The sequence below is a fragment of the uncultured Marivita sp. genome, assembly GCF_947488135.1.
Lineage (GTDB): Bacteria > Pseudomonadota > Alphaproteobacteria > Rhodobacterales > Rhodobacteraceae > Marivita.
Genome location: NZ_CANKYW010000007.1, coordinates 143,664 through 161,824 on the forward strand (window position 1 = coordinate 143,664; position 18,161 = coordinate 161,824).

The following is an 18,161-nucleotide window of genomic DNA, read 5'->3' on the forward strand; positions in this document are numbered from 1 at the left end:
AACCCTCAGAACCCCACAGTGATTAACGAGGCGCGCGCCCCTGACAAGCTTGCTGCCTTACTGGATGAAAGAGGACCGTGCGAAAGCGACCAATGCTTTCAGCCCAGCGAAAGTCTCGTGAGTCCGCCCAGCGGTCATTTTGTTTCCTAAACCGAAAACGATCTCGCGCGGTTAGGACTTTGAAAACAGCTCGCCAATCCAAACAAAATAAGCAATACGGCGGGCCACCACAGCCTGCCGTGCCAAAATCTCCGTCGCAAAGGTTAAGCCGCAGGCATCCGCCGCTCGACGATCTCGGCCCACCACGAGCAACCCGCCGGGATCGCCTCATCGTTGAAGTTGTACTCCGGGTGGTGCACCGCTGCCGTGTCGCCGTTGCCGACAAGGATATACGCTCCGGGACGCTCTTCCAGCATGAAGGCGAAATCCTCGCCGCCCATGACCAATGGCGCGTCGTCGCAGGCTCCCGATACCGATTTCGCCACCTCCGCCGCGAATTCCGTCTGTTCCTCGTGATTGACCATGACCGGGTAGCCCCGGTGGTAATCGACCGTCACGGACCCGCCGAAGGTGGATGCGATCCCGGCGCAGATGTCCTTGATCCGGCGCTCCGCCAGATCGCGCATCTCGGTGGACAGCGTGCGCACCGTTCCTTTGAGATGCACCCGCTGCGGGATCACGTTAAACGCCTTTGACGAGGTCTCGAACGACGTCACCGACACCACGACCTGGTCGATCGGATCGGCATTGCGGCTGGCGATGGTCTGAAGTGCCAGCACCGCCTGCGAGGCCATCACCGTCGTGTCCACGGTCTCGTGCGGCTTGGCGGCGTGGCCACCTTTGCCCTCGAAGGTGATGTCGAACTGATCGGTCGCGGCAAAGAACGCGCCAGGCCGGATCGAGAAACTGCCCACCGGATGGCCGGGCCAGTTGTGCATCCCGTAGACCTCCTGGATGCCCCAACGCTCCATCAGCCCATCCTCGCACATCTCGCGTCCACCGCCGCCGCCTTCTTCGGCGGGCTGGAAGATCACCACGACAGTCCCGTCGAAATTGCGCGTCTCGGCCAAGTACTTGGCCGCTCCCAAGAGCATCGCGGTATGCCCATCATGCCCACAGGCGTGCATCGCGCCATCGGTCTTGGAGGCATAGTCCAAACCCGTCTGTTCATGGATCGGCAACGCGTCCATGTCGGCGCGCAAGCCTATGACCTTGCCCGAAGAATCGGTCTTGCCCTTGATCACGCCAACGACACCCGTACGCCCGATGCCCGTCACGATCTCGTCGCAGCCGAACTCCTTGAGGCGATCCGCAACAAGCGCGCTGGTGCGGTGGGTCTCGAACAGGATCTCGGGGTTCTCGTGCAGATCGCGCCGCCACGCGGTGATTTCGTCCTGCAATTCGGCAAAGCGGTTCTTGACCGGCATTTTGGTCATCCTTGTTTCTGATGAGTGGAGTCTCTGCCCCAGAACGTGGCGCAGACCGCGCCGGGCTTCAAGGGGGACTAGAGCGCAGGGCCAAGCTCCATCCGGCTGCCATCGCTGAACCGCGTGAGCCGAAACCGCCGCAAGTCATGCCCCGGCGCGTCGCCGCAGACCAGATCGGCCAGCACGCGCCCCATGCCCGGCCCGATCCCGAATCCATGCCCGCTCATCCCGGTGCCGATGGTCAGGCCGGGAATCGCATCGACCCGGTCCACCACCGGAACCACGTCCGGCATCGTGTCGATCATCCCCGCCCACATCGCGCGGTAGCGGATCGGTCCGACCTCGGGGAACAGAGTTTCCACCTCCGCCGCCACCTTGCGCAGCTTCTTCGCATTGGGCTTGGGGTTCAGCACCCGCAGGCGCTCGAACGGGCTGACCTCGTCTTCGGCCCACTGCCGCTTGGTGCCCCAGGCATCTGGATAGCCCTTGGGGGCTGCCGGAAGCAGCCGGGTACCGAACGGATCGGCCATCAACTGCGTGCGGTATTTCGGCAAGGCGCGTACCGCGTCCGGCCCGACGAACAGTTCCCTGAACCCGCCCGGTGCCAGGGTTGCACCACCGTCGCCGCGGGTTCGAAACGCATAGGCTCCCCCCGCAGCCGCACCCGTATGCGGCAGATGCACAGCCTCCGTGGCCCCGACGCTCGACCGCACCGAAAGCTGCGGGATGTCGACCCCATGCGCCCGCAGGAACAGCGACGACCAAGCGCCACCGGCAACCACCACATCGGAGCAAGCGATCCGCCCGGCCTCGGTGAACAGGCCAGTGACGCGCCCGGCTGCGATATCCAACTTGCGCGCGGCAACACCCTCGACGATCACCGCCCCCTCGCGCACCGCGATCCCGGCCAGCGCGGGCACCGCGACCCAGGGTTCGGCCCGCATGTCCGAAGGTGTCGTGATCGCGCCGACATAGCCGCCCTTGGCCAGTTCCGGGAAGCGCGCCTTGAGCGCCGCGCGGTCCAGCAATTCCGTATCCACCCCCTGCGCCGAGGCATGAGTTAGCCAATCCGCATAGCCCTGAAGCTCTCGCTCGCTTTCGGCCAGATAGGTCACGCCCTGCCGCACCAGACCGATATCCACGTTGGTCTGGCTGGCAAGCTCGGTCCAAAGCCGGTTTGCCTCGACCATGATCGGCAATTCATGCGGGTCGCGCCCCTGCTGTCGGATCCAGCCCCAGTTGCGCGACGACTGCTCGCCCGCGACGCGCCCTTTTTCCAGCACGACCACCCGCCGCCCCTTGCGCGCGAGAAACAGCGCGGTGCAGACCCCGATCACGCCGCCGCCGATGACCACGACATCGGTCTCGTCCGGGAGAGGTCCGGGAAAGGCAATCGGCGTAGCCTCGGAAATCGGGAACGGGATCATGACGCGAGATGTTCCAGCAAGCGTTCCATGAACGCCTGCCCCTTGGTGAACTGATCGACCGTGATGTATTCATCCGGCTGATGCGCCACAGCGATATCCCCGGGGCCGCAGACCACGACCGAATATCCCGCATTCTGAAAATGGCTCGCCTCGGTCCCATAGGACACGTATTGTTTGCCATTATCGCCGGTCAGTTGCCGCACCAGTGTTTCGGCACTGCCTGCATCGTCCGACTTGAACGGCGGAAGGTCTGAATTTGGCGTCACCTCGATCCAGGTCTCGGGGCGAACCGCCTGCATCTGCGCCTCCACCTCGGCCACGGCGGCGCGCAGCTTGGCATCCCACGCTTCAACCGTTTCACCGGGAACAACGCGGATGCCCATGACCAACTCGCAATCCTTGGCTGTAATGTTGTGCGCCGTTCCGCCATGGATCTCGCCAACATGCACATTCGTGTAGGGCGGATCGAACATCGCAGCGACAGGCGCAGGTGTGGCGACGGCGCTTTCGGCGTTCATCCTGTTGGCCCATTCAATCAGCTTGGCACCATACATGATCGCACTCACGCCCGTGTGCAGAACCGAGGAATGCACCTCATACCCATGCACATGAATGTTGTATGTCACACTGCCCTTATGACCCGTCACCGCCTTGAGCATCGTCGGCTCACCCACGATGACCGTATCCGCCTTGGGCACCACGCCTTGCATCGCGTCGATCAAAGGCGGCGCGCCGGTGCAGCCGATTTCCTCGTCATAGCTGAGCGCGATCTGCAAAGGTCGGGTCACTCCGCGATGATGCGCCTCGACAAGCGTCCAGATGGCCAGCGCGTCAAAGCCTTTCATATCGGTGGTGCCACGGCCATAGAGCTTGCCGGCCCTTTCGGTCACGGTGAACGGATCGGTGGTCCACGGCTGACCATCGGTCGGCACCACATCCGTATGGCCCGAAAGCACCACGCCGCCCTCGACCTCTGGCCCGACATGGGCAAAAAGCCCCGCTTTCATCGGATCGTCGGATTTGACGTGCCGGTGGCTGGCGACTCCATGTTCCGATAGGTATCCCTCGACCCAGTCGATCAGCGGCAGGTTCGTATCACGGCTGACGGTTGGGAATTTTACCAAATGGTCAAGAATGTCGCGCGGGGTCAGACGGTTGTGCATAGGCTCACTGTTTGGCTGAGGGCAGCAGGTAATCGGCGTAGACCGGATGATGATCCGATGGCCATGCGCCGTCAAACCTCTCTTGCACGACCACCGGCCCGGCCACCAGATCGACATCTGGCGTGCGGCTTAAATGATCAATTGCCCCAATGAGATGCACACCCCTGTTCAAGTGATATGTGGCCCCGGGTGTGCGGTCGAACGTCACGCCCGCCTCTTCAAGAATTTCCATCGTCCGCGCGCCATGCAGCGCGTTCAGGTCCCCGACCAGGAACACCGTTTCTCCGGCATCGACCCAGGGCTTCAAGCGATCCCGAACCAGAGCTGCGGATTGCAACTTGTTGGACCTACTGGAATATTCGAAATGCACATTCGCCACGCGGAACCTGTCACCGGTGGTGCGATCCTCGAACTGCACCCAGGACGCGAAGGCCGGGAACGACCCGTTGAAAGTACGCGAATAGATCACGTCCGGCGTATCCGAAAAGAAAAACCATCCCTGATCAATGGGTTGTAGTCGGTTCTTGAGGTAGAATATCGGCTGCGTCGTCGGAAAGTTCCGCCAATCCCCCGTTGCGGCCACGCCATAGGCCGGGTTGCGCTCTACCAGGAAATCCCGCGTGAGGTTCACAGACCCGTCCGATCCCCGCGACCAGCTCTCCATCTCTTGAAACGCCACAAGATCGGCCTGTAATGCCTTGAACGCGCTGTCAAAAGGCCCTTTTCGACGTTCCCAATCGCCCACCGACCACGCACCGGTTTGCTGGTTCAGAATGATGTAGTGCACATTGTAGGTCGCGATTCGAAGCACACCGTCACCCGGGGCCTGCACCGCGACATCGCGTTCGGTGTTGGTCACGTGCAACGCGCAGGCCACGAGCGTCAGCAGTGCCAAAAGCCCTACGGCACCGCGAAACATCCACTGAAAGACTCGTTTCATACGGTCGTCATGACAGACGACAGAACCAAGGTCAGTAGCCGCTGTCGGTGATCAGCACTTTGTGACCGGGCTCCACCTCGCGGTAAACCGATGGCTCGGGTTCGTAGTCGAGACCGTGGATCGGCGACGGAATGGGTTTGAAATTCAAATCCTTCTCGGATTTGCGCTTGCGCGGATCGGCAATCGGCACCGCCTTCATCAAGGCCTGCGTGTACGGGTGCTGCGGGTTCTCGAACACCGCGCGGCGGGGGCCGAGTTCGACGATCCGGCCCAGATACATCACGCCAACTTGGTGGCTGACGCGTTCGACCACCGCCATGTCGTGGCTGATGAAGAGAAACGAAATCCCCAGCTCCGCCTGCAATTCCAGCATCAGGTTCAACACCTGCGCCTGCACCGACACGTCGAGCGCCGACACCGCCTCGTCCGAAACGATGAGCTTGGGGTTCAAGGCGAGCGCCCTCGCAATCGCGATCCGCTGCCGCTGTCCGCCGGACAATTCGTGGGGATAGCGCTGCATGAAGCTGCGCGGCAGTTCCACGCGATCGAACAGCATCTCCACGCGCTTCTGCATCTCCGCGCTGGATCCCATGCCGAAATTGCGCATCGGCTCGGACACCTGATCGGACAATTGCATCTGCGGGTTGAGCGACGCGAACGGGTCCTGAAACACCATCTGCATGTCGCGCCGCGCCTCGCGCAACTCGGACTGGTTCAGCGCCATGATGTCCTTGCCATCAAGGAAAATGCTGCCTGCCATCGGTTCGACCAACCGCAGGATCGACCGCCCGGCAGTGGATTTACCGCAGCCGGACTCGCCGACCAGACTCAGGGTCTGCCCCTTGTTGACCGAGAACGACAGGTCCTCCACCGCGTGCACATTGGCGACCGTCCGGCGGAAGAACCCGCCCTTGACCGGAAAGCGTGTCGTCAGGTTCTTGACCTCGAGCAGCACCTCTTCCGACCCGGTGATCGGCGGCACTTCGGACCCGTCCTTGCCCAAAAGGCGCATTGGTCGCGGCAGATCGGTGCCGGTCATCTCACCCAGCTTCGGCACCGCCGCCAGAAGGGCCTGCGTATAGGGATGCTGCGGGTTCTCGAAGATCTCCTCGACCGTGCCTTCCTCGACCTTGTTGCCGCGGAACATGACCACGACGCGATCCGCCATCTGCGCGACCACCGCCATGTCATGGGTGATGAACATGACCGCCGTGCCCGTCTCGCGCTTGAGCCGGTCCATCAGTGCAAGGATCTCGGCTTGAATCGTCACGTCCAGCGCCGTCGTCGGCTCGTCCGCGATCAGCAGGCGCGGCTCGCAGGCCAGCGCCATCGCGATCACCACGCGCTGCCGCATCCCGCCGGACAGTTCGTGCGGATACTGCTTGAGCCGCCGCTCGGGTTCGGGGATGCGCACCTGCCGCATCAATTCCAGCGCCCGCGCCTCGGCCTGCGATTTGGACATATTCTTGTGCAGCCGCAGCCCTTCGGTCAGCTGCTTGCCCACGGTGAAGACCGGGTTCAGGGCCGTCATCGGTTCCTGGAAGATCATCCCGATCTCGTTGCCGCGGATCGTCCGCATCAAATCCTGATCGGTATTCGACAGATCAATGGTCCCATCGTCCTTGCGATCGAAGAGCAGCCGCCCTCCGGCGATGTCCCCGCCGCCGTATTCAATGAGCCGCATCAGCGCGAGCGACGACACCGACTTGCCCGACCCGGATTCGCCCACGACGCAGACGGTTTCGCCGGGATTGATCTCGAAGGACACATCCTCGACACCCACGACAGTCCCGGATTTCGTCTGAAATTCGACCCGCAGGTTTTCGATTTTTGCGATGCTGCCATCGGGCATGGGCGAGATCCTTTTGCTGACCTTGCCCAAACGCTAACCACAGTTCCGCCAGAGTCAAACGGTGTCTCGACGTCGCAGATGTTATCGCTCCCACGGGACTTGCATTTTGCTCAAAAGCTGTTTCGATGCGCAATCAGGGGATAGTTCCGAGTGATTTTGACGTTGTGCCCGCTTCGACGGCATGAGGCGCACTTCAAGAACGCTGGACGGTCCGCCAATGACAACGACACGGGGAAACTGTGTCCAACAAGGAGAGACGAATGAAACTCACATCCCTACTCATGGGTGCCGCAGCAGCCGTGGCGCTCGCGCCCGCCGCGTTCGCGGAGCGCGGATCCGACGGCGAAGTCAGCATCATCTACTGGCAAGCCCCATCGATCATGAATCCGTTCCTTTCGGGTGGAACCAAAGACATCGAAGCCGCCTCTTTGGTGATCGAACCTCTTGCTCGTTACAACGAACGCGGCGAGCTCGTGCCTTGGCTCGTGGACGAAATTCCAACGGTCGAAAACGGCGGCGTCAGCGAAGACCTGAAGTCGATCACATGGAAGATCACACCGGGACTGGTTTGGTCCGATGGCACGCCTTTCACATCGGCAGATGTCGCGTTCACCCACGAATACTGCACGCATCCCGAAGGTGGTTGTGCCCAGATCACCAAGTTCGAAGGGGTGGAGTCGATCGAAACCCCGGATGACCTGACCGTTATCGCGCGTTTCTCGGAACCGATGCCCAATCCTTACCAATTTTTCGTCGGCGGTGAGAGCCCGATTCTGCAAAAAGCGCAGTTCGAAAGCTGCCTTGGTGCCGCAGCAACCACCTGCACCGACCAAAACTTTTATCCAATCGGGACGGGGCCTTTCGTTGTCGATGATTTCCGTCCCAACGACGTCATCACACTCTCGGCAAACCCGAATTATCGCGATCCAGCAAAGCCTGCTTTCGCCACGGTGAACTTCAAAGGCGGCGGCGATGCCCGCGCGGCCGGTCAGGCGGTCATGGAAACCGGAGAATTCGATTATGCCTGGAACCTTCAGCTTGCGCCCGACGTGATCGCGCAGATGGAAGCCGGCGGAAAAGGCGTGCCGATCGCGGGCTTCGGTCCGCTGCTCGAGCGCATCATGATCAACCAGACCGACCCGAGCCCTGACCTTCCGGAGGGCGAGCGCTCCACCGCGGCGCATCCGCACCCGTTCCTGCGCGAACCGGCGGTCTACAAAGCCATGTCCATGGCGATCGACCGCCCGCTGCTGGTGGAAATCGGCTACGGCCAGGCGGGTAAGATCGGCTGCTCCTGGGTGCCGGCACCCGAGGCCTTCGCCTCCACATTCGACGGCTGCGACACGCAGGACATCGAAGGCGCCAAGGCGCTGCTCGATGAGGCTGGCATCGTCGACAGCGATGGCGACGGCGTGCGCGAGCACAATGGCGTGCCGCTCTCGATCCTCTACCAATCCTCCACCAACGCCGTCCGTCAGGATTTCCAGGCGCTGATCAAGGAATGGTGGGAACAGATCGGCATGGAAGTCGAACTGCGCAACGTCGACTCCTCGGTGTTCTTCGGCGGTGATCCCGGTTCGCCCGACACCTTCCAGAAATTCTACGCGGACGTGGAAATGTACGCGAACACCTTCAACGGGACAGACCCGCAAGCGTATCTGGGCAACGGCCTGTGCGACAAGGCACCGCGTCCGGAAACACAGTGGCAAGGTGAAAACATCAGCCGCTTCTGCATGGAGGAATATGACGCGCTTCACGCCGAGCTGACACAGACCGCCGATATGGCCGAACGTCAGCGCATCGGTCGCGAACTCAGCGCCATGATGGTCGACAATGGCGGGATGATCCCGCTGGTGCACCGTGGCCGTCTGTCCGCACATTCCAACACCCTTGGCGGTGTGGTTCTGAACGTGTGGGACAGCGAGCTTTGGAACGTCGCGGACTGGTATCGCATCGAATCCAACTGATCCGACCTGTCCACGGGGTGCGTGATTTCACGCACCCCACCGCTTTTCGGCGGGGCACGCGTCTGATACTGCCCCGCCAGCCACCAAGACTCATGACCCGAGGCGCCATCCGATGCTGACCTTCGCCGTCCGACGACTCGTTCTTGCCGTTCCGACGCTTCTGTTCATCAGTTTTGTCATCTTCATGCTGCTCCAACTCGCCCCGGGCGATCCCATGGCGCAGGTTCCCCTGACCGTTCCACCAGAGGTCAAGGAAAAGATGCGCCAGGCGCTTGGCGTCGGAGAACCCGCGCTGGTGCAATACTGGAAATGGCTGGTGCAGGTCTTCTGGATCGAGCCCAAGGTCTTCATCGATTACCTCACCAATTCGAGCAGCTTGCTCGGCTGGTTGCCCGACACCCAGCTTTACCAGAACGAACTGCGCGTCATCTCCTGGCAGACCCGCAGCCCCGTCATGGACATCGTGATCCAGCGCATCCCGCAGACGCTCTGGGTTGTGGGCATGGCCTATGTGGTGGGCATCCTGATCGCCCTGCCCATCGGCATCTACTCGGCGTATCGCCAATATTCGGTGTTCGACCAAACCGGCACGTTCATCACCATGATCGGCTTTTCGATCCCGCCGTTCTTCACCGGACCGCTGCTGATCGTGATCTTCTCGGTCCAGTTGGGATGGTTCCCGTCGATCTATGACACGACCCATGTCGTGAACGACTGGGCCAGCTTCAAATACCAATTGTCGCAGATGATCCTGCCGGTCATGGTCCTGGCGCTGCAAACCACGGCGCAGATCAGCCGCTACATGCGCGCCTCCATGCTGGACAACCTCAACCAAGATTACGTCCGCACCGCCCGCGCCAAGGGTCTGGGCGAGGCGGTGGTTGTCACAGTCCACGTGCTGCGCAACTCGATGATCCCGGTCATCACGGTGATCGCGCTGAACGTACCGGCGATTTTCGGCGGTGCGATCATCACCGAAAACGTGTTCAAGGTGAACGGGATCGGACAGTTGCTGATCACCGCGCTTTTCGCGAATGACCTGCCGATGGTGATGACCCTGACCTTCATCTTCGCGGTGCTGATCGTTCTCTTCAACCTGATTGCCGATATCCTCTACGGCCTTCTCGACCCGAGGATCCGCTATGACTGAACCTGTCCCCGCAAGCCCCACCCCGATCGAAGCCCTGGCCGACAAGGGCCCGCTGGAGCCGCCGCGCAGCCAGTGGAAAGACGTCTGGGACCAGTTTCGCAAACACAAGGGCGCCATGTTCGGCGGAGGGTTCCTGGTGTTCATCACGCTGGCGGTCGTGCTTGGTCCGTGGATCTGGCAGGTGGACGCGCAAAAGCTCGATATCCGCAACAAGGACATGCGTCCGATCTGGACCGCGCTTTGGGACAGCACCGCCAAGGTCGGATGGAACCGCCCCTTCGGCACCGACCAGCTGGGCCGCGATCAACTGGCGCAGATCATCCAGGGGGGACGCACCTCGATGGCGGTCGGCTGGGCCGCCATGATCCTGAGCCTCATCATCGGCACGACCGTGGGCGTGCTTGCCGGGTTCGTCAGAAAAGCCGACGGGCTGTTGATGCGCCTCACGGATCTGTTCCTGTCGCTGCCGATCCTGCCGCTGCTGCTGGTCGCCGTGACCCTGTTCCGTCAACCCTTGCGCGAAGCCTTCGGGCCAGAAGGCGGCATGTTCGTCCTGATCGTCGGCATCATCGCGATCACAAGCTGGATGCCTACCGCCCGTATCGTGCGGGGCGATATCTTGGCCCTCAAGGAACGGGAATTCATCCTCGCGGCGCGCTCCATCGGCACCACACCGTTCCGCATCGTGCAACGCCACCTGCTGCCCAATGTGCTCTCGCCGATCATGGTCTCCGCGACACTGGGCCTTGCGACCGCGATCATCACCGAATCCGCGCTGAGCTTCCTGGGCGTCGGCTTCCCGTCGGACTTCCCGACCTGGGGCAAGATGCTGGCGGACGCGGTGCAGCGGATGCAGCAGTTCCCCGAACGCGTCTACCTGCCCGGCATCGCGATCTCGCTCACCGTGCTGAGTGTGAACTATCTCGGCGATGGCCTGCGCGACGCGCTCGATCCGCGCATCCGGGGGCGCTGACCACCGGGATTGGCAAATAAGATCATTCGGTTGGGGACTTGCCCACCCGACCGAACGCTCTGCGCGTCAGACCTTGGGAAACGAAACACCGTTCCACCGCCCTGCCGGATCCGCGAATACCGTCCCTCAAAGACGGCACCCGCCCGCCTTGATCTGGCTTGCCACAGGAACAATCTCCCTCCATCTGCGCTTGTGACAGATGGAAGGAGCGACCGATGTTCGAATCCCTTGGCTTTGAGAATTTCACCGCGCCGCAGGTTGCGGTCGGGCTTGCACTGATCCTTGGTGCCGCTTTCGGTCTTCTGGCCGAGCGCACGAAATTCTGCTTCCGTCGCGGCCTTGTCGGCGACGATCGCAAGCAGGCGATGGGCGTCTGGCTGACCGCGCTGGCCGTTGCCGTTCTGGGCACACAGGCAGGCGTCCTGTCGGGCCTCATCACGTTCGACGAGCATCGCTTCATGGCGGGCGACCTGCCGATCCTCGCCATCGTTTTGGGTGGTCTGATGTTCGGTGCTGGCATGGTGCTGACGCGCGGCTGCGTGTCCCGCCTCACCGTTCTGTCGGCAAGCGGTAACCTGCGGGCGGTCTTCGTGCTGCTGGTCTTCGCGATCACCGCGCATGCAACCCTCAAGGGCGTGCTGGCTCCCGTGCGGACGGCACTCGGCTCTGTCACCGTTCCTCTGGGCGACACCGTGTCCCTGGCTGGCCTGCCGGGCGGCGCGTTGATCTGGTCCGGACTGATCGCGCTTGCGGCGCTGATCGTTGCGCTGCGTTCGGGCAACCGCGCCTCAACGCTGGTCCTGGCGGCGCTGCTGGGCGCGTTGGTGCCTGCAGGCTGGATCGGCACAGGCTTTGTCCTCTTTGACGATTTCGACCCGGTCGCGCTGCAAAGCCTGTCCTTTACCTCGCCCTATGCGGACACACTGTTCTGGACGGTCGCCTCCACCTCGATCCCGGCCAATTTCGGCGTCGGCCTGATCGGCGGCGTGCTGATCGGCGCACTTTTGTCCGCCCTGATCTTCGGCAGTTTCCAGTGGCAATCGTTCCACGCACCGGCGGAAACCGGTCGCTACGCGAGCGGCGCGGTCCTGATGGGCGTCGGCGGCGTGCTGGCGGGTGGCTGCACGGTAGGCGCAGGCTTGGCGGGGGTTCCGACCCTGTCCTTCGCGGCGCTGCTGGCGATCCTGTCCATCGCGGCCGGGGCGCTCCTGACCAACGCGGCGCTCAAGCCGTCGCGGCAAACTGCCTACGCACAACCGGCCGAATAAGGCTCAGATGTCGATCTCGCCGTCCTCGCGCGGCGGGAGCCCCTCGAGCGGTGGCGCATCCTGTTTCCGCTTCAACAGGATGTCGCCATTCGGCAAGACGACCGGTGGCTCGTAGGCCGACCAATCCTCCACCTGCTCCATCAGGTCGCGCAAGGCGGGTCCCATCTCTTGGGCAAAACTACGAATGGCCGGTTCGATATCCTCGGCCAATCCTTCGAGCTCGCGCAAGGCGGGCTCCATCTCTTCCATCAGCCCCCGAAAGAAAAGCTTTGCGCCTTCCTCCATGAGGCTGGTGCCCTCACCCTCCTGCGCCATCGCGCCAGAGGTGGCCAAGCCAAGAGCCAGTGCAACTGCGGATATCTGTTTCATGGAGCCAATATAGGCGATCCCGCCACGAATTTCACCTACAGGTCGATATCGAGGCTGATCGGGAAATGATCCGACGCGGTCAACAGCGCCTCGCGCAGTTCAGGCGTCTTCCAACAAGCCGGGTCGTCGAACGGATGCCAGATGCGCCACCGCCGCGCCTTCGGCTTGAGATCGGGCGACACCATCACGTAGTCCAGAAGCGCCTGCAAGAACCGCTCTTCCTTGGGGATGTAGAAACGCGCCGAGGTGGGCTGCGGCCCGATCCGCCTCTGTAGCGCTCTGGAGGCGTGCGGATCGTAAAGGACCAGATCGGCTGTCCCCAGAATGATCTCGACCGAACTGCGACCGAACAGGTTTTCGTACTCGTCCAACCCCGGACCGTCGTTGAGATCCCCCATGACGATCAACGGATCGCCTGCGTCCAGATGCTCCGCCACCCGGTGCCGCAGCCAGATCGCCTGCGCCAACTGCTTGCGCCGGTTGGCAATGGATAGGCGCATCACCTCGTCCCGGTTCGTCGCGCCGTGCGGGGCCTTGGATTTCAGGTGGGCACCGATTAGGCGGATGACCTCACCGGTCGCCCGCACCGTCATCTCGATCTCCAGAGGTGGTTTCGAGAACACCACCCTGTCCTCGGTCGCGTCGATATCCAGATCGATGCGGAACGTCCCGTCGAACCGGGGCGCCGCCGTGGATTGCGGCGCGCCCGGCACCGGCGCCCAGCCGATCGGGTCGTGCCGCGCCGAGACCAGATCGGGATCGTAGAGCAACGCGATTTCCTGCTGGGTTTCGTTGCTGAATCCCATGACAGCCTTCCGGGCCCGCAATTCGAACGCCTCGGCAAAGGATTCGAGCGCCCGCACCGTGCTGCGCTGACGATTCGTGTCCGGCGCTTCGATCACCATGACCACATCCGCATCCAACGCGGTAAAGACGATCCCCAGCGCTTCGGTCTGCATGGCTTTGGTCACATCGTGCCGCGCCGACCATGACCCATCCGCGATCAGGTTCCCCGCATCGTCGAACAACGCATCGAACCATTCGACATTGTAGGTGGCCAATCTCATGCAGGACGCATCAGGCGTGTTCGCGGGCCGCGATCTGTTCCCACGCGTGATTGATGTCGATCAGGCGGCGTTCGGACAGCTTGACCGCTTCTTCCGGCACCCCGCGCGCAATCATCCGGTCAGGGTGACTGTCGCGGACCAGTTGCCGCCACGTCGCGCGGATTTCATCCAGTGGCGTATCCGGATCGACACCCAGAACATCGTAAGGATCGGGATCGGCATCCGGGACGAAGCGCGATTTCAACCGCCGGAAGGACCCCTCTGGCAGTTCGAAAATCTCGGCAACGCGCAGCAGGAACGCATCTTCCCCCGGATGATAGGAGCCATCCGCCATCGCGATATGGAACAGGCCTTCCATGAGGTCACAGAGCGTGCCCTGATCTTCCCCGAACATGGCACGGATGCGCTTGGCGTATTCCTCGAATCCGGCCACGTCCTGCCGGGCCAGGTTGAACACCCGCGCCGCACCGTCCTCGTCCTCGCGCGGAATGTGGAACACTTCGCGAAAGGCCATCACCTCGTCGCGCGTCACAAGCCCGTCGGCCTTGGCCATCTTGGCCGAGAGCGCGATCACCGCGATGGTGAAGGCCACCGTCTTTTCGGGCGGCGTGCGCAGCTTGTCGAACACCGCAGCAAGCCCTTCGCCCGAGGCGAGGGCCGACAGGGCATCCGTGATACGCGTCCAGATCGACATGCATGCAGTTTAAGCGAGATGCCCGAAATTGTCAGTGCGGCATCAGAGCTTTTTCTGCATCAAAACAAGGTCGATCCACCGGCCGAACTTGAACCCGACCTCGGACAGGGTCGCGATTTCCTCGAAACCGATGGCCGCGTGAAAGGCCCGGCCCGAGGGATTTTCGGCACTCACCCCGGCCCAGAGCGAATGCACCCCCTCACGGCGTGCCTCTGCCTCGAGCGCCGCCATCAGTGCGCGCCCTGCCCCTTTACCACGCGCACGAGGTGCAAGAGCGATCGAATGCTCCTTGGTGCGCGCATAGCCCGGACCGTTGCGGAACGGGAAGTAGCTGGCATATCCGGCCGCTTCGCCGTCAAGCTCCACAACTTGAAACGCAGCACCCCGCGCCGCGATGTCGTCGCGCAGGTACTGCGCGTTCTTGCGCTCGGACGTGAAGGTGATCGTGGTGTTGTCGATCACGTCGTTCAGGATCACGGTCAGAGGTTCCGCATCCTCAGGTCGCGCGGGCCGGATGATCACGCAAGCGTCCTTGCGCCGTCGGGGCCGTGGAACGCGGCCTGCAAACGTCGCTCCGGCCCCGTGACAAACCGCACGCGCGCATCCTCGAACGCAGGAGCAAGCCGCGCGGCAAGGTCTTGGGCGTCAGGTCCGTGAACCGTCAGCGTGTCGAGCCGCAAGCCGGCGCTTGGCAGCGCCTTGCCCGGCGGCGTGTCGGTGTGCCACTGGATGATCGCGGGGAACTGTCCGCCAAAGGGCAACCGACCGTCCGGCGGCACGAGCATGGTCCAACTGATCGCGCCACGCGTCAGATGCACAGGCGCCCCGGCCTCGGGAAAGGCCGCCTGCGCCGCCGCGATGTCGTCACAGCGCAAAATCCACTTGTCGAGCCGCGCAGGCCCCCGAAAATCATCCAACCCGAACCAGCGCGGATAGGACGGTTTCGGCTGCGACGGGTCCGGCGCGATGGCCTCGAAATAAAGCCCGTCGTCCAACCCCAGAAGCTGATTATGCGTGGCATAATGGGTGTGCTGGCCACCAGCCGCCAGCGGCACGCCCAACGCCGCCTCGCTGTGCGCGACCGCGTCGTCCAACGTCTCCCCGGCAACCGCGATATGATCCAGTTCGAACATGAGCTCCTCCTGTCAATCCGCCGCGACGCCCAGCATCCGCAGGTCCGCATAAACCCGCCAATCCGCGATCAATCCGTCCTCGAAGCGATAAATATCGGTGCAGGGCAACCTGATCCGCGCCCCGTCCGAGACCCGGTCGAACAGCGAAATCACCTCGATGATGGCGACGTCCTCCGCCTCAATCTCGAGCTGCATTTCATGTCCGACCCAGATGACGTGTCGTGCCTGATGTTCCATGTAGGCGCGCACCGCGTCGATGCCTGTGACCGCAGGCAGCGCCCCGACCCGGTAGCTGATGGCCGGATGCAGGTAGTCGTTCGCCGCCAGCCAATCGCCGCGCCCCAATGCGGCTTCCATCTCGGCCACGCGATCCACAAGCTGTCCCATGCAATGCCCCTTGCTGACACGCAGACACCGGGCCTGCACAATGCCTGATTATAAGCGCGTTCCGTAGATTGTCTCCGGAAAAGCCACGCAGCTTGCCCTGCGGACCCCGAACGCACTTGCCCGCGCGCGCAGCATCTTCCGTCAACGCGTCCGACGCCGCCCTGATATCACCCGCGCGCCTCACGGATAAGACGCAGGATATCCTGCGCCGCCTCGGGGATGTTGGTGCCCGGCCCGAAGATCGCCTTCACCCCCGCGTCATAAAGGAACTTGTAATCCTGCTGCGGGATAACGCCGCCGCAGATCACCAGAATATCCCCCGCGCCCTGCGCCTTGAGCTCCTGCACTAGTTGCGGCGCCAGTGTCTTGTGCCCCGCCGCCTGGGACGAGATCCCGATCACATGCACATCGTTGTCGATGGCATCCTGCGCCGCCTCGGCGGGGGTCTGGAAAAGCGGCCCCACATCGACATCAAAACCGATATCGGCAAAAGCCGTGGCGATCACCTTGGCACCGCGGTCATGCCCGTCCTGGCCCATCTTGACGACCAGCATCCGGGGCCTGCGCCCCTCGTCCTCGGCAAACGCCTCGACCGAGCGCTGGATGGCGGCAAAGCCCTCGTCGCCCTCATAGGCCGCGCCGTAGACACCGGCCAGAGTTTTCACCTCGGCCCGATGCCGCCCGAACACCTTTTCCATCGCCATGCTGATCTCTCCTACCGTTGCGCGGGCGCGGGACGCCTCGACGGCTGCTTCCAACAGATTGCCACCCTCGGCTGCACGTTTCTCCAACTCGGCCAGAGCCGCATCGCAGGCCGCCTGATCACGCGTCGCGCGGATCTTCTCCAGCCGCGCGATCTGGCTCTGCCGGACCTTGACGTTGTCCACATCCAGAATGTCGAGATCGTCTTCCTTGGCGAGCCGGTACTTGTTGACGCCCACGATCACGTCCTCACCCCGGTCGATCTGGGCCTGCCGCATCGCCGCCGTTTCCTCGATCCTGAGCTTCGGCATGCCGGAGGCCACCGCCTTGGTCATGCCGCCCATCTCGTCGACCTCTTCGATCAGCTTCCAGGCCTCCTCGGCCAGATCATGGGTCAGCTTCTCGACATAGTAAGACCCTGCCAGCGGATCGACCACTTTGGTCACGCCCGTTTCTTCTTGCAAGATCAACTGCGTATTGCGTGCAATTCGCGCAGAGAATTCAGTCGGCAGGGCAATCGCCTCGTCCAGCGCATTGGTGTGCAGCGACTGCGTGCCGCCCAGAACCGCGCTCATCGCCTCGTAGGCGGTGCGGATCACGTTGTTGTACGGGTCCTGCTCGGCCAGAGACACGCCGGAAGTCTGGCAGTGCGTCCGCAGCATCTTGGAGCGGTCATTCTTCGCGCCCAGATCGTCCATGATCCGATACCAGAGCATACGCGCCGCCCGCAGCTTGGCCGCTTCCATGAAGAAGTTCTTGCCGATGGCAAAGAAGAACGACAGCCGCCCGGCGAAACGGTCCACATCCATCCCCCGAGCCATCGCGGTCTTCACGTATTCCTTGCCGTCCGCCAGCGTATAGGCCAACTCCTGAACAAGGTTCGCGCCCGCCTCCTGCATGTGGTAGCCGGAGATCGAGATCGAGTTGAACTTCGGCATGTTGTCCGAGGTGTATTCGATGATATCCGCGATGATCCGCATCGACGGCTCCGGCGGGTAGACATAGGTGTTGCGGACCATGAACTCCTTGAGGATGTCGTTCTGGATCGTGCCCGACAGCACCGACCGGTCATGGCCCTGCTCTTCCCCCGCCACGATGAAATTGGCGAGGATCGGAATGACCGCGCCGTTCATCGTCATCGACACGCTGACCTGATCGAGCGGGATTCCATCGAAGAGGATCTTCATGTCCTCGACGGAATCAATCGCCACACCGGCCTTGCCTACATCGCCGACAACCCGTTCGTGATCGCTGTCATAGCCCCGGTGCGTCGCAAGATCGAAAGCGACCGACACACCCTGCTGACCCGCCGCCAGGTTGCGGCGGTAAAACGCGTTCGATTCCTCTGCCGTCGAGAACCCCGCATATTGCCGGATCGTCCAGGGACGCCCCGCATACATCGTCGCCTTCACACCACGCGTGAACGGCGCTTCGCCGGGGATCGTGCCGAGATGCGGCAGGTCCTTTACATCCTCTTCGATGTAAAGCGGCTGCACATCGATGCCTTCAAGCGTTTTCCATGTCAGCGCCTCGAGCGGTTTGCCACGCAATTCCTTTTCGGCCAGTGCGCGCCACATGTCTTTCTTGGCTGTCATTGTCTTTGTCATCCTTTTGTCTTCACGACCCGGCCGCGCAGGCGGTC

At 62.5% G+C, this 18,161-nt stretch carries 16 protein-coding genes; 4 read left to right on the top strand and 12 right to left on the bottom strand.

Translation table 11 applies throughout. The features are described 5' to 3' along the window. Positions 1-263: 263 nt before the first annotated feature. From Q1B16_RS17895 to Q1B16_RS17915, 5 genes are all read right to left on the bottom strand, one after another. The gene (locus Q1B16_RS17895) at positions 264-1,427 is read right to left on the bottom strand and encodes a M20 aminoacylase family protein (RefSeq protein ID WP_299792061.1); all 1,164 of its coding nucleotides are present in this window, start codon (positions 1,425-1,427) and stop codon (positions 264-266) included. 77 nt (positions 1,428-1,504) lie between these two features. Next, positions 1,505-2,854, bottom strand: a complete 1,350-nt coding sequence (locus Q1B16_RS17900) for an FAD-binding oxidoreductase (protein ID WP_299792063.1) — start codon at positions 2,852-2,854, stop codon at positions 1,505-1,507. Next, on the bottom strand, positions 2,851-4,017 hold the full coding sequence (gene argE, locus Q1B16_RS17905) for an acetylornithine deacetylase (protein ID WP_299792066.1): 1,167 nt from the start codon (positions 4,015-4,017) through the stop codon (positions 2,851-2,853). The genes Q1B16_RS17900 and argE overlap by 4 nt, the downstream gene beginning before the upstream one ends. A gap of 4 nt (positions 4,018-4,021) precedes the next feature. Next, complete coding sequence (locus Q1B16_RS17910) at positions 4,022-4,957, bottom strand: endonuclease (protein WP_299792069.1); 936 nt, start codon at positions 4,955-4,957, stop codon at positions 4,022-4,024. A 31-nt stretch (positions 4,958-4,988) separates the two neighbouring features. Then, entirely contained in the window at positions 4,989-6,809 is a 1,821-nt protein-coding gene (locus Q1B16_RS17915; RefSeq protein WP_299792072.1) for an ABC transporter ATP-binding protein, read from the bottom strand. Between the two features lie 260 nt (positions 6,810-7,069). Here Q1B16_RS17915 and Q1B16_RS17920 point away from each other — a divergent pair, with 260 nt between their 5' ends. The 4 genes from Q1B16_RS17920 (at position 7,070) to Q1B16_RS17935 (ending at position 12,167) form a co-directional block, all read left to right on the top strand. Beyond that, on the top strand, positions 7,070-8,776 hold the full coding sequence (locus Q1B16_RS17920; protein WP_299792075.1) for a peptide ABC transporter substrate-binding protein: 1,707 nt from the start codon (positions 7,070-7,072) through the stop codon (positions 8,774-8,776). 112 nt (positions 8,777-8,888) lie between these two features. After that, positions 8,889-9,926: an ABC transporter permease gene (locus tag Q1B16_RS17925; RefSeq protein WP_299792078.1), complete on the top strand. Its 1,038-nt coding sequence runs from the start codon at positions 8,889-8,891 to the stop codon at positions 9,924-9,926. Further along, positions 9,919-10,899, top strand: a complete 981-nt coding sequence (locus tag Q1B16_RS17930) for an ABC transporter permease (protein WP_299792081.1) — start codon at positions 9,919-9,921, stop codon at positions 10,897-10,899. Before Q1B16_RS17925 ends, Q1B16_RS17930 begins: the two co-directional genes overlap by 8 nt. Positions 10,900-11,114: 215 nt before the next feature. Further along, positions 11,115-12,167: a YeeE/YedE family protein gene (locus Q1B16_RS17935; protein ID WP_299792084.1), complete on the top strand. Its 1,053-nt coding sequence runs from the start codon at positions 11,115-11,117 to the stop codon at positions 12,165-12,167. A 3-nt stretch (positions 12,168-12,170) separates the two neighbouring features. Here the strand turns inward: Q1B16_RS17935 and Q1B16_RS17940 are convergent, their stop codons facing one another. The 7 genes from Q1B16_RS17940 to scpA form a co-directional block, all read right to left on the bottom strand. Continuing rightward, positions 12,171-12,536 (bottom strand): hypothetical protein, encoded by a 366-nt coding sequence (locus tag Q1B16_RS17940; RefSeq protein WP_299792087.1) that lies wholly within the window; start codon positions 12,534-12,536, stop codon positions 12,171-12,173. 35 nt (positions 12,537-12,571) lie between these two features. Further along, positions 12,572-13,603, bottom strand: coding sequence for an endonuclease/exonuclease/phosphatase family protein (locus tag Q1B16_RS17945; protein WP_299792089.1), 1,032 nt, complete (start codon positions 13,601-13,603; stop codon positions 12,572-12,574). 10 nt (positions 13,604-13,613) lie between these two features. Next, positions 13,614-14,297: a molecular chaperone DjiA gene (locus Q1B16_RS17950; RefSeq protein ID WP_299792091.1), complete on the bottom strand. Its 684-nt coding sequence runs from the start codon at positions 14,295-14,297 to the stop codon at positions 13,614-13,616. A 42-nt stretch (positions 14,298-14,339) separates the two neighbouring features. After that, positions 14,340-14,819 carry a GNAT family N-acetyltransferase gene (locus Q1B16_RS17955; RefSeq protein WP_299792094.1) on the bottom strand — a complete coding sequence of 160 codons (480 nt, stop codon included), beginning with the start codon at positions 14,817-14,819 and terminating at the stop codon, positions 14,340-14,342. Next, the gene (locus Q1B16_RS17960) at positions 14,816-15,430 is read right to left on the bottom strand and encodes a VOC family protein (protein WP_299792097.1); all 615 of its coding nucleotides are present in this window, start codon (positions 15,428-15,430) and stop codon (positions 14,816-14,818) included. The genes Q1B16_RS17955 and Q1B16_RS17960 overlap by 4 nt, the downstream gene beginning before the upstream one ends. A 12-nt stretch (positions 15,431-15,442) precedes the next feature. After that, positions 15,443-15,817, bottom strand: coding sequence for a nuclear transport factor 2 family protein (locus tag Q1B16_RS17965; RefSeq protein ID WP_299792101.1), 375 nt, complete (start codon positions 15,815-15,817; stop codon positions 15,443-15,445). Positions 15,818-15,984: 167 nt separating this feature from the next. Further along, a complete protein-coding gene (scpA, locus tag Q1B16_RS17970) occupies positions 15,985-18,114 on the bottom strand; it encodes a methylmalonyl-CoA mutase (protein ID WP_299792345.1) in 2,130 nt (709 codons plus the stop codon). Between the last annotated feature and the right edge of the window lie 47 nt (positions 18,115-18,161).